General features: G+C 40.2%; 11 protein-coding genes. 8 read left to right on the forward strand and 3 right to left on the reverse strand.

From position 1 onward, the window contains the following. Positions 1–310: 310 nt before the first annotated feature. From AB657_RS09100 to AB657_RS09135, 8 genes are all read left to right on the forward strand, one after another. Positions 311–1,153: an AraC family transcriptional regulator gene (locus tag AB657_RS09100; RefSeq protein WP_047246205.1), complete on the forward strand. Its 843-nt coding sequence runs from the start codon at positions 311–313 to the stop codon at positions 1,151–1,153. A 272-nt stretch (positions 1,154–1,425) separates the two neighbouring features. Then, the gene (locus AB657_RS09105) at positions 1,426–4,515 is read left to right on the forward strand and encodes a SusC/RagA family TonB-linked outer membrane protein (protein WP_047246206.1); all 3,090 of its coding nucleotides are present in this window, start codon (positions 1,426–1,428) and stop codon (positions 4,513–4,515) included. A 16-nt stretch (positions 4,516–4,531) separates the two neighbouring features. After that, positions 4,532–6,121: a RagB/SusD family nutrient uptake outer membrane protein gene (locus AB657_RS09110; protein ID WP_047246207.1), complete on the forward strand. Its 1,590-nt coding sequence runs from the start codon at positions 4,532–4,534 to the stop codon at positions 6,119–6,121. 104 nt (positions 6,122–6,225) lie between these two features. Continuing rightward, on the forward strand, positions 6,226–9,789 hold the full coding sequence (locus tag AB657_RS09115) for a VCBS repeat-containing protein (RefSeq protein WP_052958668.1): 3,564 nt from the start codon (positions 6,226–6,228) through the stop codon (positions 9,787–9,789). A 225-nt stretch (positions 9,790–10,014) separates the two neighbouring features. Further along, on the forward strand, positions 10,015–12,753 hold the full coding sequence (locus AB657_RS09120; protein ID WP_047246208.1) for a PSD1 and planctomycete cytochrome C domain-containing protein: 2,739 nt from the start codon (positions 10,015–10,017) through the stop codon (positions 12,751–12,753). 24 nt (positions 12,754–12,777) lie between these two features. Beyond that, complete coding sequence (locus tag AB657_RS09125) at positions 12,778–14,295, forward strand: DUF1501 domain-containing protein (RefSeq protein ID WP_047246209.1); 1,518 nt, start codon at positions 12,778–12,780, stop codon at positions 14,293–14,295. A gap of 25 nt (positions 14,296–14,320) precedes the next feature. Further along, positions 14,321–15,205: a sugar phosphate isomerase/epimerase family protein gene (locus AB657_RS09130; protein ID WP_047246210.1), complete on the forward strand. Its 885-nt coding sequence runs from the start codon at positions 14,321–14,323 to the stop codon at positions 15,203–15,205. 12 nt (positions 15,206–15,217) lie between these two features. Further along, positions 15,218–16,612, forward strand: coding sequence for a c-type cytochrome domain-containing protein (locus AB657_RS09135; protein WP_047246211.1), 1,395 nt, complete (start codon positions 15,218–15,220; stop codon positions 16,610–16,612). 12 nt (positions 16,613–16,624) lie between these two features. On the opposite strand, the gene AB657_RS09140 is transcribed toward AB657_RS09135, so the two are convergent. The 3 genes from AB657_RS09140 to AB657_RS09150 all read right to left on the reverse strand — a co-directional run bounded on the left by AB657_RS09140 (position 16,625) and on the right by AB657_RS09150 (position 23,543). Further along, positions 16,625–18,364, reverse strand: a complete 1,740-nt coding sequence (locus AB657_RS09140; protein ID WP_198146894.1) for a metallophosphoesterase — start codon at positions 18,362–18,364, stop codon at positions 16,625–16,627. Between the two features lie 183 nt (positions 18,365–18,547). After that, entirely contained in the window at positions 18,548–20,305 is a 1,758-nt protein-coding gene (locus AB657_RS09145; protein ID WP_047246213.1) for a RagB/SusD family nutrient uptake outer membrane protein, read from the reverse strand. 16 nt (positions 20,306–20,321) lie between these two features. Further along, positions 20,322–23,543 carry a SusC/RagA family TonB-linked outer membrane protein gene (locus AB657_RS09150; RefSeq protein ID WP_232304867.1) on the reverse strand — a complete coding sequence of 1,074 codons (3,222 nt, stop codon included), beginning with the start codon at positions 23,541–23,543 and terminating at the stop codon, positions 20,322–20,324. Positions 23,544–23,702 lie beyond the last annotated feature (159 nt).

Raw genomic sequence — 23,702 nt, forward strand, 5'->3', positions numbered from 1 at the left:
AACATCATGTTTTAACATAGCCATAAAAACATACCATTATTTCAGCAATAACATTAATACTAAACAGTGCTATTTGCGAATTTATTCAATATTACAGTTTACTACATGGAATTTATATAGATAAATATGGACATTCCTATTTTTATTTAATATTTTAGACCCCCAAGGGAATTATCATTCTATTTTCATTTTTTGGAAAAGAAAAAAACCACCAATAACACCCATGTTGACCAATTCTATTACTTAACCATAAAACCAGTACCGACAAGTGGACACTTCCAAACTAAAAGAGGGATTTTTAGGTCAAAAAATGACTGTCTTACCAGACTCCATAAAAAAGGAGCTCAAAGAAAACAGCATATGCAAACCCTTCTATATTACCGATATTGGTTTTTACCCGAATGCACGCCACCATTATAGAACCAGAAAAAAGGGATCAAAGGAGTATATTTTTATGTACTGTGTAGAGGGCAAGGGAAAAATGAAGATCGACGACACCAACATAGAAGTACTCCCCAATTCTTTTCATATTATACCCAAAAATACCCCCCACGAATATAAATCTGATGAAAACGAACCGTGGAGCATTTACTGGTTGCATTTTTCAGGACACTCTTCAGATGCCCTTTACAAGCGTTATCTAGAATTTAGAAGTACGGATGGCAATATCGCTTTTGAGAACAATCGAATTAAAATGTTCAATGAAATATTTTTGATGTATAAAAGTGAATACACCGTTCCAAAATTGGAGTTCGCCAATATTTTAGGATTACAGTTCATCAGCTCCTTTATATATACCACCAAAGAATTTGCTTCGGAAACCACCTCGCATACCAATATGGTAAATTCGGTCATAGATTTTTTAACGGCCAATTTGGACAAGACCTATAAATCCGATGAAATAGCCAAACAATTTAACTGCTCACCTTCTTATCTATTTAATTTGTTCAAGAAAAGAACAGGTTACTCATTGATTCATTTTTTCAATCTAAAAAAGATTCAAAAAGCCTGTGAATATCTTAAATATACAGATTTAAGCATAAAGGAAATAAGCTACAAAGTGGGTATTCAAGATCCTTTATACTTTTCTAGAACCTTTAAAAAGTACTTCGGAATTTCTCCAAAAGACTATAGAAAAGAACAACAAGAATAAAAGCTCTTCATATTTATTTAACTCTTTTTTAACAAACAACCCCCTACAACACCGTTGTTGATTTAATATTTTTAAGGTCTTAAAATTAAATTTTAACCTAAAAATCAACCGTTATTATGACAAATTATTTTTTTTATCGCAAAAAGTCCATGTTTTTGCAATAATCGTCCATTTTTAAATCTTAATATCTTCTTAATATTGTTTGGTAGGATTTTGTCTTCCTATAACAAGACAATTCTTACTTAACTAAAACAAAACCAATTATAAAACGTATGAAGTTATCTCTATTCACAAGTCAACTCAAACTTTTATTGTGGGGAGTTTCATTATTATGGAGCGGCCTAACATTAAATGCCCAAACAACCATTAGTGGTACGGTAACGGACGGGGAAACCGGAACACCCTTACCAGGCGCAAATGTAATTGCAGGAACCACAGGTGTCATCACTGATTTTGATGGAAAATATGAACTTACCGTCCCAGCCGATGTTAAGGTCATTGAATTTTCATCTCTAGGCTTTGCTCCCAAACAAATAAGCATTGATGGCCGAACTACGATCAACGTAACATTAGAACCCCAAAGTGAAGCCTTGGACGAGGTGGTCATTGTAGGGTACGGAACCGTTAAAAAGAGTGACCTCACAGGTTCTGTATCTTCGATAGACGGGGATGCCTTTAAAGAGCTTCCGGTAACATCGGTAGATCAGGCAATACAGGCCAGAGCCCCCGGTGTACAAGTAACCCAAACCTCTGCCGCTCCAGGTGGTGGAGTGTCTGTACGTATTCGAGGTTCCAACTCCATTAACAGTGGTAGTGAACCTTTATATGTTATAGATGGTTTTCCTATTTATCCGGACAACAGTGCCTATGGTGCGGGTGGCTCAAGACAGGCCACTAATATTCTGGCATCTATAAATCCTAACGACATTCAATCTATCGAAGTATTAAAAGATGCTTCTGCAACTTCAATATACGGATCAAGGGGTTCTAACGGTGTTGTTTTGATCACCACCAAAAGAGGAAAGGCCGGAAAAGCCAAGATTAGTTACGAAGGCTCTTATTCCACACAAACAATTTCTAACCCAATAGATGTATTAAACGGCTCTGAGTTTGCCACTTACCTTAACACTTTGGAAACAAGCCAAGGAGGTGCTCCAATTTACACTCAGGCACAAATAGATGCATTTGGAAAAGGAACAAACTGGTTAGATGAAGTAACAAGGGTCGGTTCTATTCAAAACCACCAACTAACATTTTCTGGTGGAAACGAAGACCATAAATATGCTGTTACCGGAAACTATCACGATAACGCAGGTATCATTAAAATGACCGACTTTCAAAGATATGGTATCCGTTTAAATGTAGATAATTCGGCATTTGACAACTTTTTAAATGTAAGTTCTAGCTGGTCGTACAACAGAACGGTTTCTAACAATGCACCAACGGACCAAGGAGGTCCTGGAGGTATCATCATCACCGCTTTAGGTTTAGATCCTACCGTACCCGTTTATAACGAAGATGGTACATACGCCCTAGCTTCCTACGATGGCAGATTTAATATAAACCCATTACAGGAACTTAAATATGCCACCGATCAGGATATTACCAACAGGGTACTCGGAAATACGACTTTCACCTTTGCCCTAACCGAAAACCTAAAGGCTAAAACCAGTATAGGTGCAGATATCCTTAATATTAACAGAACTAGTTTTTTCCCATCCGTAAACACAAGAATAGGAAGAGACAATGCAGGAGAACTGACTTTGGCAAACAGAAATTCGGCCAACATTCTGAACGAAAATCTATTAACCTACACAAAAACATTTAACGACAAACACTTTGTAGATGCCGTAGTAGGTTACACGTACCAAAAAGAGGTAAATAAGTATTTTAGCAGTACTACCCGTGGTATTACCGCTGCCTCTGTGGATCAAGCCACACTACAAGGAGGTCCAGATATATTAACCCCCTATTCAGAAAGAAGAGAATGGTTATTGGAATCTTTACTAGGAAGGGTAAATTACAATTATGACAGTAGATATTTGGCTACCGTAACCTTTAGACGTGATGGTTCTTCCAGATTTGGAAGCAAGAACAAATGGGCCAACTTCCCATCTGTTGCCCTTGGTTGGAACATATCTAACGAAAGTTTCTTTGAAGGCGGTGTATCTGACGTGATCAACAATCTTAAATTAAGAGGTAGCTGGGGATTAACGGGTAACTCTGAAATTCCGGTCTACAATTCTTTGGCGAACCTGAGCGAGTTCAACTACGTACTTAACGGAGGTTTGGTACTAGGTCTTGCGGATGCCAGACTTAGCAACCCTGATCTAAAATGGGAATCGACCACTATGAGAAACATTGGGCTAGACGCCTCTTTCTTTAATAGTCGCCTAAATCTAACATTGGATTATTTTAGCAATAAAACAGAAGACCTATTACTCTTTGTATCCATACCTAGTAGTCTTGGTTTTGAATCCATTCTTAAAAATTCCGGATCATTGGAAAATAAAGGATTCGAGGTTGGCCTGGACGGTTATGTAATAGACAACGAAGATTTTAAATGGAACGTTGCCGGTAACATATCTATCTTAAGAAACGAACTTACCGATTTGGGTGATAGCACACCATTTTTCTCTGAAACTACCAGTGGCCACCTTGGTGTAGAAGGTAGTTGGGTAGAAGCAGGAAACCCTATCGGCGTATGGAGAGGTTATGATTACATCGGCATTTTTCAGTCCGAAGAAGAAATAGCGAACAATCCATCGAGATCGGGAGACAAACCGGGCTATCCCCAATATAGAGATGTAAACGGTGATGGAGAAATTACGCCCGATGATTATGTCATTATCGGTGACCCGAACCCAGATTTTACATGGGGGCTAAATTCTACCTTCACTTACAAGAATTTTGATCTGGGATTATTTTTCAGAGGTTCTCAAGGATTTGATGTTAGAAACCTACAGGCATCTGAATTAGGTGACGGTGTTCAAAAGATAAATCAGATCAGTACTATTCTTACCGATTCTTGGACACCTACCAATACCAGCGCCTCTAGACCTATTATAGACGGTAATCGTGATTTTGCCAACTCTTACAGAGATTCTGACTACTTTATAGAAGACGGTTCTTTCATCAGGTTGCAAAATGTATCCTTAGGGTACACCCTTCCTCATATCAACGATTTGATTACAAAAGCGAGAATCTATGTAAGTGGCCAAAACTTGCTCACTATTACAGATTACTCCGGTTTTGATCCAGAAGTAAACAATAGAGGCCAAGACAACTTGAACAGGGGCGATGACTATGATGCATACCCAAGATCCAGAACTTTGACCATCGGAATTAACTTAGAATTTTAATTAAAAAAAATAAATTATGAAGAAGTACACAAAAGCAATTTCATGGAGAATCATCCCCCTCCTATTTATTGCGATAAGTATAGTAGGCTGTACCGACTTAGACGAAAATCCGGATTTTACGACCGAGGATAATTTCTTCGACACCGCAGAGCAGTTAGAATTAGGCGTAAATGCCATATATGACGGCATCGGATACGGCCAAGATTGGTTCAATCATTATTACAATAGATTTGTATTCGAATGTTTGGCAGGGTATCAAGTAGGATGGGAAAAAGGTCCGCTGAACTACCAAAATGGAAATGTTTCACCGGACGATGAATATATTGCTACTTATTGGAGAATCTCGTACGAGAACATAAACAGGGCCAACGCCATTATTCAAAAAGCAGATGACCTTAAGGCAGAAGGGGTTCCTAACAGCGCATTAATAGACAGGGTAAAAGCAGAAGCTCAATTTTTAAGGGCATTCTACTACTACAACCTTGTTCGCTATTTTGACAATATACCTGTAACAACGACCAAAACAGCCAGCGACCAAGACCTTCCTTCTAACGAAAACGGTAAAAGGGTGGCTCTTGATCTGATACAGTCCGACCTATCAATGGCCGCAGCCATTTTACCGGAATCCTATGATTCTGGCGATGTAGGAAGAGCTACTAAATGGGCGGCCGAAGCGTTATTGGTAAAAGCTTATCTGCAAGATGAAAAATGGGATGAGGCCTATACTACCGCACAAACGTTTATTAGTGAAAGCGGCATGGTATTGTTCGAGGATTTCGCGGACACTTTTTCTGTAGAGAACGAGAATTCCGGACCTAGAATTTTTGAAGCACAAGTATCCGCTTCCGCAAATTCTGGAGAAAACCAAAATTACCACCAGCATTTTATTCCTGGTGATTTACCTAACGATCTAGGAGGTGTGGGCTGGCATTGGCTAAACTCTACTCAGGCATTCCGCGAAAAATATGACCCGACCGACAAAAGAATCGCCGGTACCTTTATCCAAGAATATCCAACCACTAGGGTAGGTCCTAATTCTGAAGGTGAAAGACCCATTGTTAAATGGAGCGCCGAAGCGCCCTACAACCTCAGCCGTTTTGGCGGAATGGTGGCCGCGGACGCTGACCCTAACAACCCCGATGAACTAATATTCTCGAACGGATGGTCGGCAAAATATACCGAAATGGGATTATCAAATGCCAATTTGACCGAGAAGAACATCGTATACCTTCGTTTGGCCGATGTGCTTCTAGGGCATTCAGAGGCAGCGAACGAAAGTGGCACCGGCGACCCATATTATGGTATCAACGAAGTAAGAAGAAGAGCAGGGCTCGCCCCTCTTTCAGGACTTAACAAAGAGCAATTAAGAGATGCCATTGTAAACGAAAGAGTACTAGAATTTGCGATGGAATGTGAGATTTATCCTGAATTAAAAAGAAAAAGTACGTTTGGTGGTTCTCCTGACTACCTTGGTGAATATATCCAAGATTTTATAGACACTTATGGTGTCGACAGAACATTGTCTCCAAAAGACTATGTGCTGCCGCTTCCATTAAATGAGGTTTTGGGAAATCCGAACGTTACCCAAAATCCAGAGTATGAGTAATATGTTGAGTTAGTTTGTTAAATTTAGTTTAAAAACCTGTCTGAGGAGACAGGTTTTTATTTTTCCTTAAATTACCGATCATATCAAAAAAAAGGCTATAGACCATGAAGAAAACAAGTGCCTTAAAGCAGATTACCTTTTACACCCTGCTAGTTCTTTTAAGTGCCTGTAACAGCAAGAGCGACACTACTTCCAAGAACATAGAAAACATTAAAACACGGTTTAACGCAGTGCATCCAGACACTAGCAATATTGTTTTCAACAATATCATTGATGAGAACGAACAATTTAACATGGTAGATTATTTCTATGTATACAATGGTGGCGGGGTTGCTACGGGAGATTTGAACAATGACGGTCTTCCCGACATTTTCTTTACCGGAAACATGGTAAACGACGCCCTTTACGTAAATCTTGGGAACCTAAAATTTAAGGATATAAGCGTTAATTTGAACAGCAAACACAATGGTTGGTCTACTGGTGTTACCATGGTAGATATTAATCACGATGGCCTACTGGACATCTATGTTTGTAGATCTGGCAATTTTGAAAAAGAGCAACGCAAAAATCTACTATACATAAACCAGGGTGACCTAACTTTTAAAGAAGAGGCCGAAGAATATGGCCTCGCCGATGACAGCTATTCCACCCAAGCCGCTTTCTTCGACTATGACAAAGATGGCGATCTTGATATGTATTTACTGAACCACACGAATGCCATTAGGGACCCTAACAATATCAGGCCCTTAATTTCTGATGGTAGTGGCCCTGCCAATGACAGGCTCTACAGAAATGATGAAGATAAAGGTATGGGGATAAAATTCACCGATGTTACAGATTCGGCCGGTATCCATTTTGATGGTCTTGGGCTCGGTTTAAGTATCGCGGACCTAAACAACGATGGCTGGGACGATATTTTTGTTACCAACGATTTTGTTGCCAATGATTATATTTATATAAACCAACAAGATGGCACCTTTAAGGAAATGGCCAAATCGTATCTAAACCATGTAAGTCATTTTAGTATGGGAAACGACATAGCCGATTTTAACAATGACGGCATGTACGACCTGGTGACCATGGACATGAGACCAAAAGACAATTTTCATGAAAAGAAAATGTCTGGTCCGCTCAATTTTGACCTTTTTGAAAGATCACTTCAAATAGGATACATGCCACAGTACATGAGAAATACGCTACAGTTAAACACAGGATACAGTAGCACCGGCGAACCCAAGTTTTCTGAAATCGGACAGCTTGCCAAAATAGATGCCACCGACTGGAGCTGGGCGCCTTTATTTGCAGATTTTGACAACGATGGCCTTAAAGACCTTTTTGTTACCAATGGATATTTAAGAGATATAACCGACCTTGATTTTATAAACTACACAAGCACCTTGTATGGCGCGGTTACACACGACAGCTTAGACTTTGTGCTAAAACAAAAGTCTAAAGAAATGCCATCTATCAAAATATCCAATTATATTTTTAAGAACAGGGGAGACCTTTCATTTAAAGACAACACCAAAGAGTGGGGATTTGCGGAACCATCTCTGTCCAACGGTGCAGCCTATGCAGATCTGGATAACGATGGGGACCTGGATCTGGTAATCAACAATATCAACCAAGCGGCCTCTGTTTACGAAAACCTATCGGACACTATAGACAAAAACCACTACCTGAGCCTCCGCTTGGTAGGCGACGGCTTAAATCGGTTTGCAACGGGTACCCAAGTAAAATTGTATCAAGACGGCAAAGCTCAATTAACAAGACTCTCCGTAACAAGAGGATACCAATCGGCCGTAGACAACACCCTACATTTTGGTTTGGGAACAAACGATAAAATAGACAGTCTATTGATAACATGGCCAGATGGTGATACCAAAAAAATACTGCATCCGAAAGCGGACCAAAATTTAGTGGTCACAAAAGACGAGAGCATTAGTTCTACCAGACCGGTACATCATAAAAAAGAGACCTATTTTAAAGATGTTACCGTTTCTTTAAACTTAAAAACACCGCATGGAGAAACCGTTTATTATGATTTTAACAGAGAGTATCTGTTACCGCACAAGCTATCTGAACAAGGACCCGGATTGGCCGTCGGCGATATAAACGGCGATGGTTATGAAGATTTTTTTATGGGAGGCGGATACAACCATAGCGGTCAGTTATTTTTTGGTTCAAAAACAGGTTCCTTTAAAAGAAGACCTTTAACCCCCAATAAAAATGAAAAATATGAAGAAGACACGGGGGTACTGTTTTTTGATTATGATAACGACCAAGACCTAGATCTATATATTGCCAGTGGTAGTAATGAATTTTACGAAAAATCGGAGTACTACCAAGACCGTATCTACATCAATGACGGAAAAGGCAATTTTAAATTGGCAGAGGGTGTATTACCTTCGATGCCCACCAGTAGTTCTTGCGTACGTGCTGCCGACTTTGACAAAGATGGAGATTTAGATCTTTTTGTGGGAGGTAGGTTAACTCCTTTAAAATATCCGTTGCCATCCACAAGCTATTTACTGGTAAACGAAGGAGGAAGGTATATAGACGCTACAAACAAATTGGCTCCCTCCCTTAGAAAACCAGGTATGGTCACAGATGCCCTTTGGACAGATTATGATAACGATGGAGACGTAGATCTTATAGTAGTGGGCGAGTTTATGTCCATCGAATTCTATGAGAACAAAAATGGATCATTGGTAAGCAGCTCACAAAACACAGGGTTAAGTCACACCTCTGGATGGTGGAACAGTATAAATGGTGGAGATTTCGACAATGATGGCGACATAGATTATATAGTGGGCAATCTTGGGCTAAACTCTAAATACAGGGCAACTTCAAAAGAACCGCTATCTATCTATGCGCTGGACTATGATAAAAACGGCACCATAGACCCTATTATAACCACCTATAACGAGGGTAAAGAATACCCCGTTCATTCAAGGGACGACCTGATTAAGCAAATTCCTTCTTTGAAGAAAAAATTCCCCGATTATGCGAGTTACGCACGTGCCACTATTTCAGATATTTTAACTCCGCAAGAAAAAAGCAGTGCGTATAGTGCCAAGGTATTTCAACTTGCCTCTTCCATTCTTATAAATCAGGGCAATGGTAAATTTGAAATAAGGCCATTACCCATATGGGCCCAATTTTCTCCCATCTATGGTATTTTAATTTCCGATTTTGATAACGATGGCAATCTTGATGTACTGGTATCCGGAAACGATTATGGCACCGAAGTGGGCATAGGCCGGTACGATGCCTCAAAAGGACTCTTTTTAAAAGGGAATGGAACAGGCGATTTTTTACCCGTACCACCAATACAGAGCGGACTGCTAACAGAAGGTAATGCTCGAGGAGCCGTTTCTATTGTTGCAAATGGTGCCCTGACCCATATTTTCGGATTCAACAATACTGATTTAAAATCATACACTACCACCGATAGCAATGTTATGGGCAAAATTATCAACGTACCCCGAACCTGTGTTTTTGGCACAGTGCTTCTTGATAACGGAAAAACACGCGCCCAAGAATTTTATCATGGTTCGGGCTATTTGTCCCAATCCTCCCAAAGCCTCCGAATTTCTGGAAAAGAAGAAAAGATAATGGTGCGCCACACCGACGGAACCGAGACCGTTCTCTACACAAAAGATTAAAACCTTTATTACATATTTAAGAGTGTTTAGGCTGATTTTTTACTAGTTTATCAATTGCACATATTAAAAAAATAATATTGTGTAATAAAATCCATATCTATAGTTTATTAATCCATATCTATTTTTAGATTAATCCTTAATATTATATCACTCTAAAATGAGACCGTAAACCATAATAAAAATAGACCACTATGGCTATTGGCAACTGAAAAAGTTCTGATAAAAATGAATAGACAGAAACTCTTATCATATGCTAAAATCTGGATATCCCTGATAGCTATCAGTTTAATTTATTCCTGTAATAGCTCATCGGAACAAATAGATTTTAGCACCCAGATAAAACCCATCTTAAACAATAAATGTATTAGCTGTCATGGAGGGGTAAAAAAAAGCGGTGGTTTCAGTTTACTTTTTAAAGAAGAGGCTTTTGCGGCAACCAAATCGGGCAAACCCGCAATAATACCGGGCAATGCAAGTGAAAGTGAATTTATTAAAAGACTCCATGAAGAAGACCCGGAGTTAAGAATGCCCTACGAAAAACCGAAACTTTCCAAAGAAGAAATAGATTTACTTACCAAGTGGATAGACCAAGGAGCAAAATGGGGGCAGCATTGGGCCTATTCACTTCCCAAAGAAGTTAAGGTACCCGCAATAACCGAAGAAGCCAGTCTAATAATAAATGAGAAGAACGATTTTTTACAGAACGATATCGATAAATTCATAATCAACCGTTTAGAAGACAACGACCTTCCCCCAAACCACCCTGCAGATAAAAGTACATTGATCCGAAGATTATCTTTTGATATTACCGGACTACCGCCTACCAATAACCTATACGAAGCATTTACAAAAGGAGAAATCACCTACGAAGAGGCGGTCGATAACCTTTTGGCGCAAGATACATTTGGTGAGAAATGGGCAAGCTGGTGGTTGGATCTGGCCCGTTACGCGGACACTAAGGGTTACGAAAAAGACAATGGTAGAAGCATGTGGCGATATAGGGATTGGGTCATAAAATCTTTTAACGAAGACATGCCCTATGATCAGTTCACGACCGAACAGTTAGCCGGAGACCTATTACCCAACCCTTCGGTAGACCAACTGATTGCCACAGCCTTTCATAGAAACACTATGAACAATGACGAGGGAGGAACCGATGATGAAGAGTTTAGGGTAGCTTCGGTGATGGACAGGGTAAACACCACTTTTTCTGTATGGCAAAGTACTACTATGGAATGTGTTCAATGCCACAGCCACCCATACGACCCCTTTAAGTTTGAAGAATATTACAAAAGCTACGCCTATTTTAATAACACGGCCGATGAGGATACTCCGGATGAAAGCCCCAACATACGTTTTTATACCGATGAACAAAACGACAAGAAAAACAAGATTATTTCTTGGGTAGAAAAATACGGCACAAAGAAAGAGGCTGAACTTTATGAAGAATTTTTATCCTTTATGGAACCAAAATATTTGGCCCACGATGCGACCGACTTTGTAAACGGAGAACTTGCGGACACCAAATATTTAGCGCTGTGGGACGATGGTTCATGTGTTTTAAAAAACGTAAACACACAGGGCGCTTCGGCTATGTATATGAACTACCAAGCTTATGTGGACGGCACCACTATGACCATTAGAGAAAATAATAGTCATGGCGAAATTTTGGCCCACTTCAAAATCGACAAGACAAAGGGAAATATTATAAGAAAAATCCCTTTTAAAAAAACCAATAAACCAACCAACCTTTATTTTGAATCGAACAACGACCGAATCGGAAAACAGGTTTCAACAAGCTTTATCACTTGGTTTGCCTTTATAAAGGATATTCCTGGAGTTAGTGAAGCTGGCTACTCGCAGATAAACAAGTCTTTCTTGGAACTACTGAATACCGATTCCCCACAGCTTCCGATCATGGTAGAAAACCCCGATTTCATGTCCAGGACCACTCAAATTTTTGAACGAGGTAATTGGTTGGCAAAAGGCGACACGGTGCAACCAGGTACACCAAAAATTCTTAACGACTACAACGAAGAATGGCCTGCCAATCGTCTTGGACTTTCTAAATGGCTGGTGAGCAAAGAAAACCCATTAACTGCCCGTACATTGGTAAACCGGGTGTGGCATCAAATATTCGGAAGAGGTATTGTTTCGTCTTTGGAAGACATGGGAACACAATCAGACCCTCCAAGTCACCCTAGATTATTGGACTGGCTTTCTTTACGGTTCATGAACGAGCATGCCTGGGGTATGAAAGCACTTATAAAAGACATTGTTATGTCCGGCACCTATAGACAAAGTTCCGTAGCTACGCCAGAACTGTACCAAAAAGACCCCAATAACGAGCTATATGCCCGTGGCCCTAGATTGCGTTTAAGTGCAGAACAGATTCGTGACCAAGCATTGGCAATTTCCGGATTATTGAGCAAAAAAATGTACGGTCCTGGGGTTATGCCTCCCCAACCCGACGGGGTTTGGCAATCTGTCTACAGTAATGAGTCGTGGATAGAAAGCAAAGGAGAGGACAAATACAGGCGAGCCATATACACGTACTTAAAACGCACTAGCCCCTACCCTTCTTTCATTACATTTGACGCTGGCAGTAGAGAGGTATGCACTATTCGCCGTACGGTCACCAATACACCCTTGCAGGCATTGGTCACCTTAAACGACCCTGTTTATATAGAGGCGGCCTATGCACTTGCAAAATCGATGGATACGGAGAGTGTTGAAAAAGGAATCTCCATAGGTTACAAAAAAGCAACATTCTCAGAAATCAATAGCGAAAAACTAGAAGTATTGAAAAACCTGTATAATCAGGCATTGGAAGAATTCGAAACTCAAAACGAGTTTCAAGAAAATTTTGCAGGATTACAGGAAAAACCAACTAAAAAATTAGCGGCATTGACCATTGTAGCCAATGCCATTATGAATCTAGATGAATTTTTGACCAAGGCCTAATACTTAAATAAACCAACAACTACTATGAAAAACAACATAGAAAAGCTCATAGCAGAAAAACTAAAAAGAGAGATAGAGACCCAAACCCGTAGGCATTTCATAAAACAATGCGCTACCGGTATGGGAGGTATAGCCTTGGGATCCATCTTTATGGGATGCGACCCTTTAACCCCTTCAAAAACCAACAGCAATCTACATACTGGTTTTACCGAAAGAGACCTCAACCCATTAGCTACCTTGTCCCCTCCTTTTGCACCCAGGGCAAAAAATGTAATTTACCTTCACATGGCAGGGGCCCCTTCGCAACTAGAAATGTTCGATTATAAGCCCGAATTGGCAAAGCTCAATAATCAAGAATGCCCACAATCGCTATTGGAAGGCAAAAAATTTGCATTTATTAGGGGTACGCCTAAACTTCTAGGGCCCCAAGCAACATTTAAACAAGAAGGAGAATCCGGAAATTGGGTATCCGACAACTTACCACATTTTAAAAAAGTGGTAGACGAAGTAGCTTTCCTAAAAGCAGTACATACCGACCAGTTCAATCATGGCCCAGCTCAATTGTTCATGCATACGGGAAGTCCTAGATTAGGACGCCCCAGTATAGGCTCTTGGGTAACTTACGGTCTAGGTTCCGAAAACCAAAATTTACCCGGTTTTGTGGTGCTTACTTCTGGCGGAAAGGCCCCTAGTGCAGGTAAAAGTGTTTGGGGAAGTGGTTTCTTGCCCTCTGTATACCAAGGGGTTCAATGTAGATCAAAAGGAGATCCCGTATTATATATAGAAGACCCCGATGGCATCTCGCGCGACCTTAAAAAGAATACGATCAAGGCAATTAACGAAATCAACAAAAAAGAGTATTCAAAATATGCCGATCCGGAAATATTGGCCCGTATCAACCAATACGAAATGGCCTATAGAATGCAAATAGCTGTTCCAGAGGTAATGAACATCAATAACGAACCAGATTATATCAAGGAAATGTACGGAGTAGAACCCGGTAAGGAATCATTTGCCAACAATTGTCTTTTAGCCAGAAAACTGGTGGAGGATGGTGTTCGATTTGTACAATTGTTCGATTGGGGATGGGACGCACACGGCACCGATGCGAGCACAGCCGTGGATCTAGGACTTAAGAATAAGTGCAGGGAGATCGACCGACCTATGAGCGCCCTATTATTGGACTTAAAACAAAGGGGCCTACTAGAGGATACCTTAGTTGTATGGGGAGGTGAATTCGGCAGAACCCCCATGCAGGAAAACAGGGAAGGTAAAACAATGGGCTTTAAAGGTCGCGACCATCATGGAGACGCCTTTACCATGTGGATGGCCGGTGGCGGCATTAAAAAAGGAGCCTCTCACGGACAGACCGATGCTATTGGGTTTTCTGGTGTAGATGGCAGGGTATCCGTTCATGACGTCCACGCCACCATTTTACATTTGTTAGGTTTTGACCATGAACAGTTTACGTTCGATTTTCAAGGCAGACCCTTCCGTTTAACGGATGTAGAGGGCGAAGTAATACATGAAATCTTAGCTTAATCCATAAAAAACAAACCCATTACGCATGAACATACTTCGACCTTTATTTTCTTTTATGATATTTCTAACTGTCTTATCGGGAAAAGGACAAGAAGAAAACAAAATCCTATTTTTTCAGACAGATTGGGGGCGTACCTCTTCTTGGGATACTTTTTGCGAAAAAACCAAGGCCGCCGGATATGATGGAATTGAAATATGGTTTCCAAAAGATGCGGAGGACCAAAAAAACCTAAAAGCCGCTCTTAAAAAACACGACCTAAAAGTAGGTTTCTTGAACGGTACCAATAAATCAATGCCCTTTCAGGAAAGTTTAACAGCCTATGGCGAGCATTTAAAGATGTTGACCGCATGGTCCCCCGTTTACATCAACTGCCATACGGGAAGCGATTTTTTTACATTTGAACAAAACAAGGCCTTTATAGATATAGCCAACCAAATATCAAAAGAAAGCAACATACCCATTTACCATGAAACGCACAGGGGTCGTTTTAGCTTTAACCTTCCAGACACAAAAACCTATATCAACAAAATACCAGACCTTAATCTAAATCTGGACATTAGCCATTGGATGGTCGTACACGAATCATTACTGGAAAATCAAGATAAAGAACTTGAAGAAATACTAAATCGAACACATCACCTTCATGCCCGTGTTGGTTATGCCGAGGGTCCGCAAGTAAACGACCCAGAAGCCCCAGAATGGGAAAAAGCGGTAAACAGGCACTTGGATATTTGGGAAAAAGTTATTACGAACCATTGGAAAACCGATAACATTTTTACCCTGACCACAGAATTTGGGCCTGCCGATTATATGCCTACCCTGCCCTATACTAGGGTACCCGTCGCAGATCAGTGGAAAGCAAACCTCTATATGATGAAAGTCATTAAGGATAGAATGAATATTGAGTAAACCGTTGACCGCATGCATGTTTTAAAAGAACTTTTAGGAAGACTACACCCACTTATTGTTCATTTGCCCATTGGTTTTATAATCATCGGCCTGATTTTACAGGTGTACGATAGAAAGCTAAAGGAACACAACAAGGTAATATCGCTGATTTACCTATGGGCCGGATATTTTGCCATTTTAGCCTGTATTACCGGTTATTTACAGTATTTAGGGGAAGGTTATTCTTTTGATTCCGTTAAACTACATTTATGGTCCGGCATAGTCACCGCATTGTTTTGCTTTTTAATGTGGGCCAAATTGAAAGATGCCCTTAAAACAACGCTAATTTCAAAAACTCCGTTGGTAGTTTTATCCATGTTATTCTTTGCCCTTATTTCATTTACCGGACATCAAGGAGGCAATATCACCCATGGCGAAGATTATTTGGTGGAACCCTTACCAAACTCCATAAAATCAGCACTCGGTTATGAAGTGTTCGAAGAAAAAGAAATTGTGCTTACGGATGAAAATTGGGAAACGGCCGTTTTATACACCGATGTTGTTCAACCTATACTCAACAATCACTGTGTAAGTTGCCATAACCCGAAAAAGGCAAAAGGCGAACTATTGTTAAACACCAAAGAAGGTATTCTTAAAAGTGGGGAAAACGCACCTGTTATAATGGCCAACCACCCCGATAAAAGCGACCTCTTCACTAGAATGGAACTTCCTAAAGAAGATGATAAACATATGCCTCCGGACGGAAAGACACAACCATCTAAAGAAGCCATTAAACTGATAGGTGTTTGGATAGAAAACGGTCTTTCCTTTGACCAAACGATTGGAGAACTAGGTTTAGAAAAATCACTTTTTCAATCATTTTTTCCTAAAACAACAAAAACCGATTACCCGGGTACTGCAATTACGGCAGCCGTGCAAGACAGTATAAAAAAAGTAAAGAATATTGGGCTTCATTTAGACCCTATCAGCGAAAGCACCAACTACCTAAAGGTATCTGCTCTTAACTTCCCGGGCTTTACAGATACCAATTTTCAAACATTAAAATCTATTGCTCCCCAGATAGCAATATTGGACCTTGGTGGCACACAAGTAACGGATGCCATTATCAAAGATCTCGCAACCCTACCGAACCTCACCATCTTAAAAATCGACAACACCGACATCACTGGAGAACATATAGATCTTTTAAAGAGTCTAGAGCACCTTAGATCCATCAACCTGTCCAACACCAATTTTAAAAAAGAAAACCTGGACAAGTTAAAAGGATTTACATCATTGGAAAGTGTTTATCTGTTTAACCCCAGCTTGGAAAAAACAGGAACAGAACTCCTAAACGAAGGCAGAACAATTATAGAATATGGAAATTACAATTTACCACCCCTTAAAACGGATAGCATTATCTATTAAGAACAGACCTATCTATTCCAATATCACCGTAAAATCCATAGATTCTTCCCCATGCATCTGTTTTTGAAAAATTGACATAAATCGCCTTAACGATCGTAGGTTCTTATTTTTATTGTTCTTATCCAATAGAGAAGATATAAATTCATAGGCTTTGATTTTAAAGTCATCGATATCTTCCAGGGCCAACTGATCCGCACTTCTAAACCGATAAAAGTCTAAAATCATGTCTTCTCCTTTCCAATTGTCAAAATCGGTTTTTGTGAGTCCGGTCCCGTGCATCCGTTTCAAAAGTTCTTTTTCCGTAAACAATGGCCATTCTCTCCCATTGTCGCTATTACTTGAAGTATTGGCAAACTGCAACAATTGCCATCCCGTTTTACCCACCAACGAATCTTTTAACCCAACAGGCCAATCTTTAGGTAGAAACCTCCATCGAACCAGTTCTTTTAAATGATTGTTTGTAAAATCGATATATGATCTGGAATCTAAAATAGATTTATCCCACGCCCGGTCTGGAAAATCGGCCCTTAAAAACTTGTGCTCTTTACCGTATAACCGAAAAAACGTCTTAAATTCAGGAACAGATTTCAATGCGATCGTTTTTACCTTAAGCTCATCTTCATTATTTATTGTAATTATTTTATACCCCGGCACATAGGCCGCTAGCGACGGTGTCTGAATATTAACAAGTGTATTACCCGCAATGGTCGTAACTATGCCGGTATCATTCAAATGCATATGCCCGCCAACATGCACCCTTAATCCCAAATCGGCAAAGGTCTCCCCTACCAACTTATTGGGAATTCGATGCGCCTGAAAACCTTTATCACCAAAAAGATGTTTCATTTCTTCTGAAGCCCCATCATTAAAATCTACCATTGGATAATGGCTAAAAGCTATTAAAGTCTTACCTAACCGCTTGGCCTCCCCAACTATATTTTTTGTCCAGGTTACCAGGTGTTTTTTATGTTCCAGTACTTCATTATAGCCAATTCCGGCATTGTTGAAAACATGATCAGATCTTGGAATATAAACATTGGCATCCAATGCCAACAACCAGACCCCTTTTACAGGCTCTACAAGATAACTGACATCGGGAATTTTAATATCGGTATCTCCATGAAAATAGACTCGTTTTTCTTTCTTTGAAGCTACCTCAGCCTTTTCAAGGCTATATTCTTCATATGTGTAGGTCGAAAAAGGTGTTTGCCAATAGATATGATCTTTATTGGGAAAGAACCCATATTGGTGCAGCTCTTCTATGATTTTGTCATATCCCCATTCCGTGATTTCTTTTGAAACCACGACCTCATTTTCAAAATCGGACCTTGAAACATGCACCCCCTCTTTACTTACTATAGGTTGTGCCCTTCCATTTCTTCCCAAAAAATCGGTTTTTCCACCCTCTTTACCATAAGGGCTTGTTGGATCATGGTTGCCGTTGATCACAAAAAACGAAATATCATATTGCCTCACATAATCATCCATTATTTTTCGCAACCCCTTGATATGCATTGGTTGCCCATCGTCACTAATATCGCCGGGCATTGCAATGATCTTTACTCCTCTTTTTATGGCATCGTCCAACGCTGCCCTAAAAGCAAAATAATTCTCATTGAACAAACGTGTAGAATGTAATTGCGATTCCATAGTGCGTATAAGTACATTTTTTCCATCACGGGTATCCGTAAAAACCTCAGAACCAAAATCTACCGTATCTGGATATACATCGGCAAAATGTACGTCTGCCATAAAAGCTATTTTTACCTCCTTTTGAATATATGCTGAACTACACCCGCCAAAAAGACTCGACAAAAACAAAATAATCAACATTCGTATCATAAGCTTAAACCTATCATATAGAAACATTTGTTAGTTAAAAATAAATACGGCAAGAAGTATATTCTTGCCGTATTCATCTTTTTTGGATTTATATTAATAACCTGGGTTCTGTTCCAAAAAGCCATCTATGCCCGAAGCACCGTCAACGGCACTTTGAGGTATAGGAAACAACCTATGGTTTACATCTGTATCTGTTTTTTCGGTCCAGGTATCTTCGTATTTTCCAAAACGAATTTGATCCGTTCTTCTAAAACCTTCCCAATACAACTCAAAACCACGCTCACGAAATAAAATATCGGCATCTATGGAAGATAGTGGAGCGGGCGTTTGTTCCGGACGGGCCGTTCTAGATGTTCTTACAGTATTGACATCTGCCAAAGCACCGGCCGTATCACCATTTCTTAATTTGGCTTCTGCCCTCATTAGATAAATTTCTGCCAAGCGCATCAATACAATATCAACACTACTATAACTATTACCATTTGGCGAAGTGCGACTAAATTGATACTTAGAGACACGATAGCCGGTATTGTGCAATGAGCCTTCATTTGTAAAATCGACCTGTAAGGTATGATCAACGTACCCTACATCTCTTGCCGGACCATTTCCTTTTCTTTGAATAACAGGATAAATTCTAACCGTACCGTCATCACACGTAAGAAACTGACCATCGTCCCCTTTTCTTGCACCCCATTGAACACCTCGTAAAATACCCCGATCCATTTCAAAGGCTACATCTTCTATACAGTAATAACTATCTTCCGTTTCTGTTTCCACCAATGGTTCCCGACCTTCAAAATCGGCCAACTGAACCGCAGGTATTATCGTATTTTTTTGATAGAAGCGAGCATCGGCCTCTGCTGGATCCACATCACCGTAAGCATCTACCCAAGTCTGATAAAAATCGGAAGTAATGGAAGGCCCGTCGGTACCATCGGCACTTGGCCATTCGGGTCTTGGAAACATAGAACCCGCTATGGACCAATATGCCCATCTCATATGTTCATTGTTCAATACTCCACGCTGGTCCAAGGCAAAAATCAGCTCAGGATTGGAATGGTTTTCATCATTGAACAATTCGAAATATTCGGGAGACAAAGAAAAGTTTCCAGAATTAATGATATTGTTGGTATAAGAAATCACCTTATCCATATCAGCCTGTGTAAAATTAGGGGTAGCGTATGGGTCGCGATAAACGGCGGCATTTAAGTTTAGCCTTGCCAAGAACCCCCAAACAGCTGCCTGAGTTAACCTACCGGGACCTTTATCGGTATTAATGACATCGACCACGGACAACAATTCGCTTTCTATGTAATCTATGGCATCTTGGGTTCTTAAGACCTCTGAAAGTTCTTCGGAAGATTCCTTTTTAAGTACAATGCCCCAACTATCTAACAACAACATGTTCAAATAAGCTCTTAATGCTTTCATCTCGTACAAAGCACCGGCCGCCTCCGCATCGCCTTCTTCAGCTAGGGGAGCCAATACTTCTATGGCAGCCAAGGTTCTCGATATATTGGTCGTAAGCTCGTTCCAACCACTGGCTACCAAATCATTGGTAGGTGTAAAATTGTGGCTATGGGCCGCCAAGAACTTACCTCCATCGAACCAATCGGTACCACCACGATAAGGCAAAATAGCCTCATCTGAAGGTATTAATTGCAAGCCGTAATAGTTGGTATGTCTCCATGTCCATGAGACATACCCATAAGCGGGCGCTATGGCCCCACTGATCACTTCTGCCTGGGCGCCGGTCAACGATTCGTCCAACAGTTCTTCTTCTAGATCCGTACAGTTCCAGTTTAAAAAGGAAACAAGGAACAAGGTTGTTATAATTATTTTATTTTTCATTTTGAAAGCTGTTTTTTTAAAAGGATACGTTTAAACCAAATAAGATTGTTCTAGATGAAGGATAGGTATACCTATCTATACCAAATGTTTGTATACCATCTATTTCACTTCCGGTATTTACTTCGGGACTATAGCCCGTATAATCTGTAATTATGAATAAATTCTGACCTGTTAAGGTGAAGCGAATATCGTTCACATAATTACCCAGACCTATTTTTTCCGCCGGAAGGTTATAGCCCAAAGTAGCATTGTTCAATTTTAAATAAGCACCATCTTCAAGGTAACGCGTTGATACTTCATTAGAGTTATTTACATCCTCGTTCGGAAATTGTATGGCGAAATCAGTGGTATTCAAATTTCTGCTCAATTGCCCTTTAGAAAAAGAAGACATGGCGGTGTGGTTGTATATTTTATTACCCGAAACCCCATTGAAGTTTAACCCTAGATCAAAATTCTTATAGTCGAAATTTAAATAGAACGCATAGGTAAAATCGGGCAATGCACTACCTGCCGCAATACGGTCGTCATCCAGTATTTCGCCATCTCCGTTTACATCTCTGTACTGGTTTAGCCCGTCTTCGCCAATACCCAAAAACTCTTTCATATAAAAAGTACCTATAGCCTCATTGTTTAAATAACCATTGATAGTGGCACCGGTTTGTCCGCCACCTTGTGCAGCCCCCGTTGTTATGATCGCAAAAGGCGAATTGGTCACTTCATTCTTAATGAATGCCATATTTCCTCCAATATTAAAAGAGAAGTCAGTACCGATCATTGTTCTGTAATCCAAGGCGAATTCTATACCGGAGTTATGAATCTCCAAATCGTCCAAATTGGTCCAAATTTTTTCGGTTGGCTGAATAGGGTCTACCCTATTGGCATACAAGACAACATCTGTAGTTACTTTATTAAAGTAATCCAACGTACCTGTAACCTTATTGTTAAAGAGCCCAAAATCCAAACCTACGTTTGTTTGCGTTGCGACCTCCCATTTTAGGTTGGGGTTTGCCGTACGTACAGGCACCGTTCCAAAAGGATAACCATCCAAGGTGGTGGCACTATCGTCTAAAGGATAGGTATCATTATCACTTTTACTATCTACATAACTTGCCAATGACACTTTGTTATCTATACCTTCTTGGCTACCGGTCTGTCCCCAACTTGCACGTAACTTTAAGTTGTTGACAATCACACTTTCCGACAAGAAATCCTCTTTACTAATATTCCACCCCAAGGCAACAGAGGGGAAATAACCATACTTATTGTTTTCCCCAAATTTGGAAGAACCATCGGCACGCATCGTGGCCGTTAATAAATATTTGTCTTGATAGTCGTAGTTTACCCTACCAAAGAAAGATTGTAGTTCATTCTTTTCGGCAATGGAAATTAAACTTGTGGGGTATTCTTGACTACTGATCTGGTCTTGATACCTTGGTTCTATATCATTATCGGCAAAGCTCTCCAGTTCAAATTTCTTTTGCTGAACAAAAACCTCTTGATATGAATGCCCTACCAAAATGGTTGCGCCATGATCCCCTTTTTCGAAAGTATAGGTCAGGGTATTGTCTACCTGTGTATTTTGATTGGTAGTGATCCAGGTATTCAAATACCCTTGATTCAAATCTTCTAACAAGGCATATGGTGCACGTTGCTGATCTCTAGTTGTAGAAGAGTAATCTACCCCCAAATTCAATTTATAGGTAAGTCCCTTTACTATCTCTACGGACGGGGAAATATTCGCTAGAATACGGTTGCTGTTAGATTCATCTAAATAGATCTCATTACGCACCAACGGATTTAATCTATTATCATCCAATAACGTGGGTTCTCCATTGGTGTATATTGGTATCGTAGGGTTCAGCTCCAACATATCCGTTACCGTAGCACCGACATCGGGTCTATTGTTCAGAGTTCTGGTAGCAGAAAGATTAAAATCTACGTTCAACTTACCATTCAATGCTTTTTGATTTAAGTTTAAACGACCGGAATATCTTTTTAAAGAACTATTTGCGAACGTACCCTCTTGATCATCAACACCTATAGAGGCATAATAGTTGAATTTATCAGAAGCACCACCGCTCATTGAAAAGTTTACGTTTTTAGATATCCCCGTTTGGGTCAGCTCATCTTGCCAATCGGTATTTGCACCACCGTCCAATAAGGTACCCCCAACGGCCGGCACCTGTTGCCTGAACTCATCTGCAGAAAACACATCTATCTTATTTGCCAATGTTGCAAAGGCGGTCGAAACGGAAACATTCATCTCCGTTTTTCCGGTTTTTCCCTTTTTGGTAGTGATCACAATAACCCCGTTTGCCGCACGTGCCCCATAAATAGCTGCCGCAGATGCGTCTTTCAACACATCCATAGACTCGATATCTTGCGGATTGATAAAATTCAAAGGATTGGATGCCACACCTGTAGAGGTATTGTCGATAACAAAGCCATCAATAACGAACAAAGGTGAAGTTCCCGATCTAAAACTACCGATACCTCGTATCACGATATTCTGCGAAGCACCTGGTTCTCCGCTTACCGAAGTAATATTAACACCTGCAACCTTACCTTGCAGTAACTGCCCCGGATTGGCAACTACCCCTTTATTAAAGTCTTCACTTTTTACCGAAGCAATAGATCCGGTGACATCAGAACGTTTTTGGGTACCGTACCCAACAACCACGACATCATCTAACTGGGTGGCGTCCTCTACCAACCGAACGGTCAATGTCGTCTGACCCTGTACGGCAATTTCTTGCGTAGTAAAGCCCAAATACGATACTTCTAAAATAGCATCGCTCTTTACATCGATAGTAAAATTACCATCAAAATCTGTGGTAACACCGTTCAAGGTTCCCTTTTCCATTACTGTTGCACCAACCAAAGGCACACCTTCCTGATCCGTAACCGTACCGGTTACAGTAACAAACTCTACTTCTACCACCCTCTTATACACCTTAGGCTTTACGGTAATCGAAATAGTTTTGTTTATTCTTCTAAAGGTTAGATTGGCATCTTTGGCCATTAGCTCTAAAACCGATCGTAGAGATACGTTTTCATAAGCCATATTATAGGTATTTCTTAACTTACCTACTTTACGGTCATAGACAAAGTTAAAATTTGTCTGATCCTCGATATTGCCCAAAATATCCAAGACCGTAGCACCTTTCACGGCAATATCCACTTTATAATTTTCTAATTTTTGGCCCCTAAGGTCAGCTGCAAGTATGGGATTCAGCATCGCCATGATCATAAGGAGACAAAACGTATTGAATGTCAACTTGATAAATTGTTTAATAGTTAGCAAATTCATAATTTCACATAATGTTTAATGGTTATTTTTTTTAATCGTTGAATAATCGACAGTCTGTTATAGCTCGCCAAAGTCTTACAGGCTGTC

This window comes from Maribacter thermophilus (assembly GCF_001020565.1).
Lineage (GTDB): Bacteria > Bacteroidota > Bacteroidia > Flavobacteriales > Flavobacteriaceae > Maribacter > Maribacter thermophilus.

Excerpts from the sequence above, each read along its gene's own strand:
- AB657_RS09100 (WP_047246205.1), top strand. The coding sequence starts at position 311 with ATGACTGTCTTACCAGACTCCATAAAAAAGGAGCTCAAAGAAAACAGC.
- AB657_RS09105 (WP_047246206.1), top strand. The coding sequence starts at position 1,426 with ATGAAGTTATCTCTATTCACAAGTCAACTCAAACTTTTATTGTGGGGA.
- AB657_RS09110 (WP_047246207.1), top strand. The coding sequence starts at position 4,532 with ATGAAGAAGTACACAAAAGCAATTTCATGGAGAATCATCCCCCTCCTA.
- AB657_RS09115 (WP_052958668.1), top strand. The coding sequence starts at position 6,226 with ATGAAGAAAACAAGTGCCTTAAAGCAGATTACCTTTTACACCCTGCTA.
- AB657_RS09120 (WP_047246208.1), top strand. The coding sequence starts at position 10,015 with ATGAATAGACAGAAACTCTTATCATATGCTAAAATCTGGATATCCCTG.
- AB657_RS09125 (WP_047246209.1), top strand. The coding sequence starts at position 12,778 with ATGAAAAACAACATAGAAAAGCTCATAGCAGAAAAACTAAAAAGAGAG.
- AB657_RS09130 (WP_047246210.1), top strand. The coding sequence starts at position 14,321 with ATGAACATACTTCGACCTTTATTTTCTTTTATGATATTTCTAACTGTC.
- AB657_RS09135 (WP_047246211.1), top strand. The coding sequence starts at position 15,218 with ATGCATGTTTTAAAAGAACTTTTAGGAAGACTACACCCACTTATTGTT.
- AB657_RS09140 (WP_198146894.1), bottom strand. The coding sequence starts at position 18,364 with ATGGCAGACGTACATTTTGCCGATGTATATCCAGATACGGTAGATTTT.
- AB657_RS09145 (WP_047246213.1), bottom strand. The coding sequence starts at position 20,305 with ATGAAAAATAAAATAATTATAACAACCTTGTTCCTTGTTTCCTTTTTA.
- AB657_RS09150 (WP_232304867.1), bottom strand. The coding sequence starts at position 23,543 with ATGCTGAATCCCATACTTGCAGCTGACCTTAGGGGCCAAAAATTAGAA.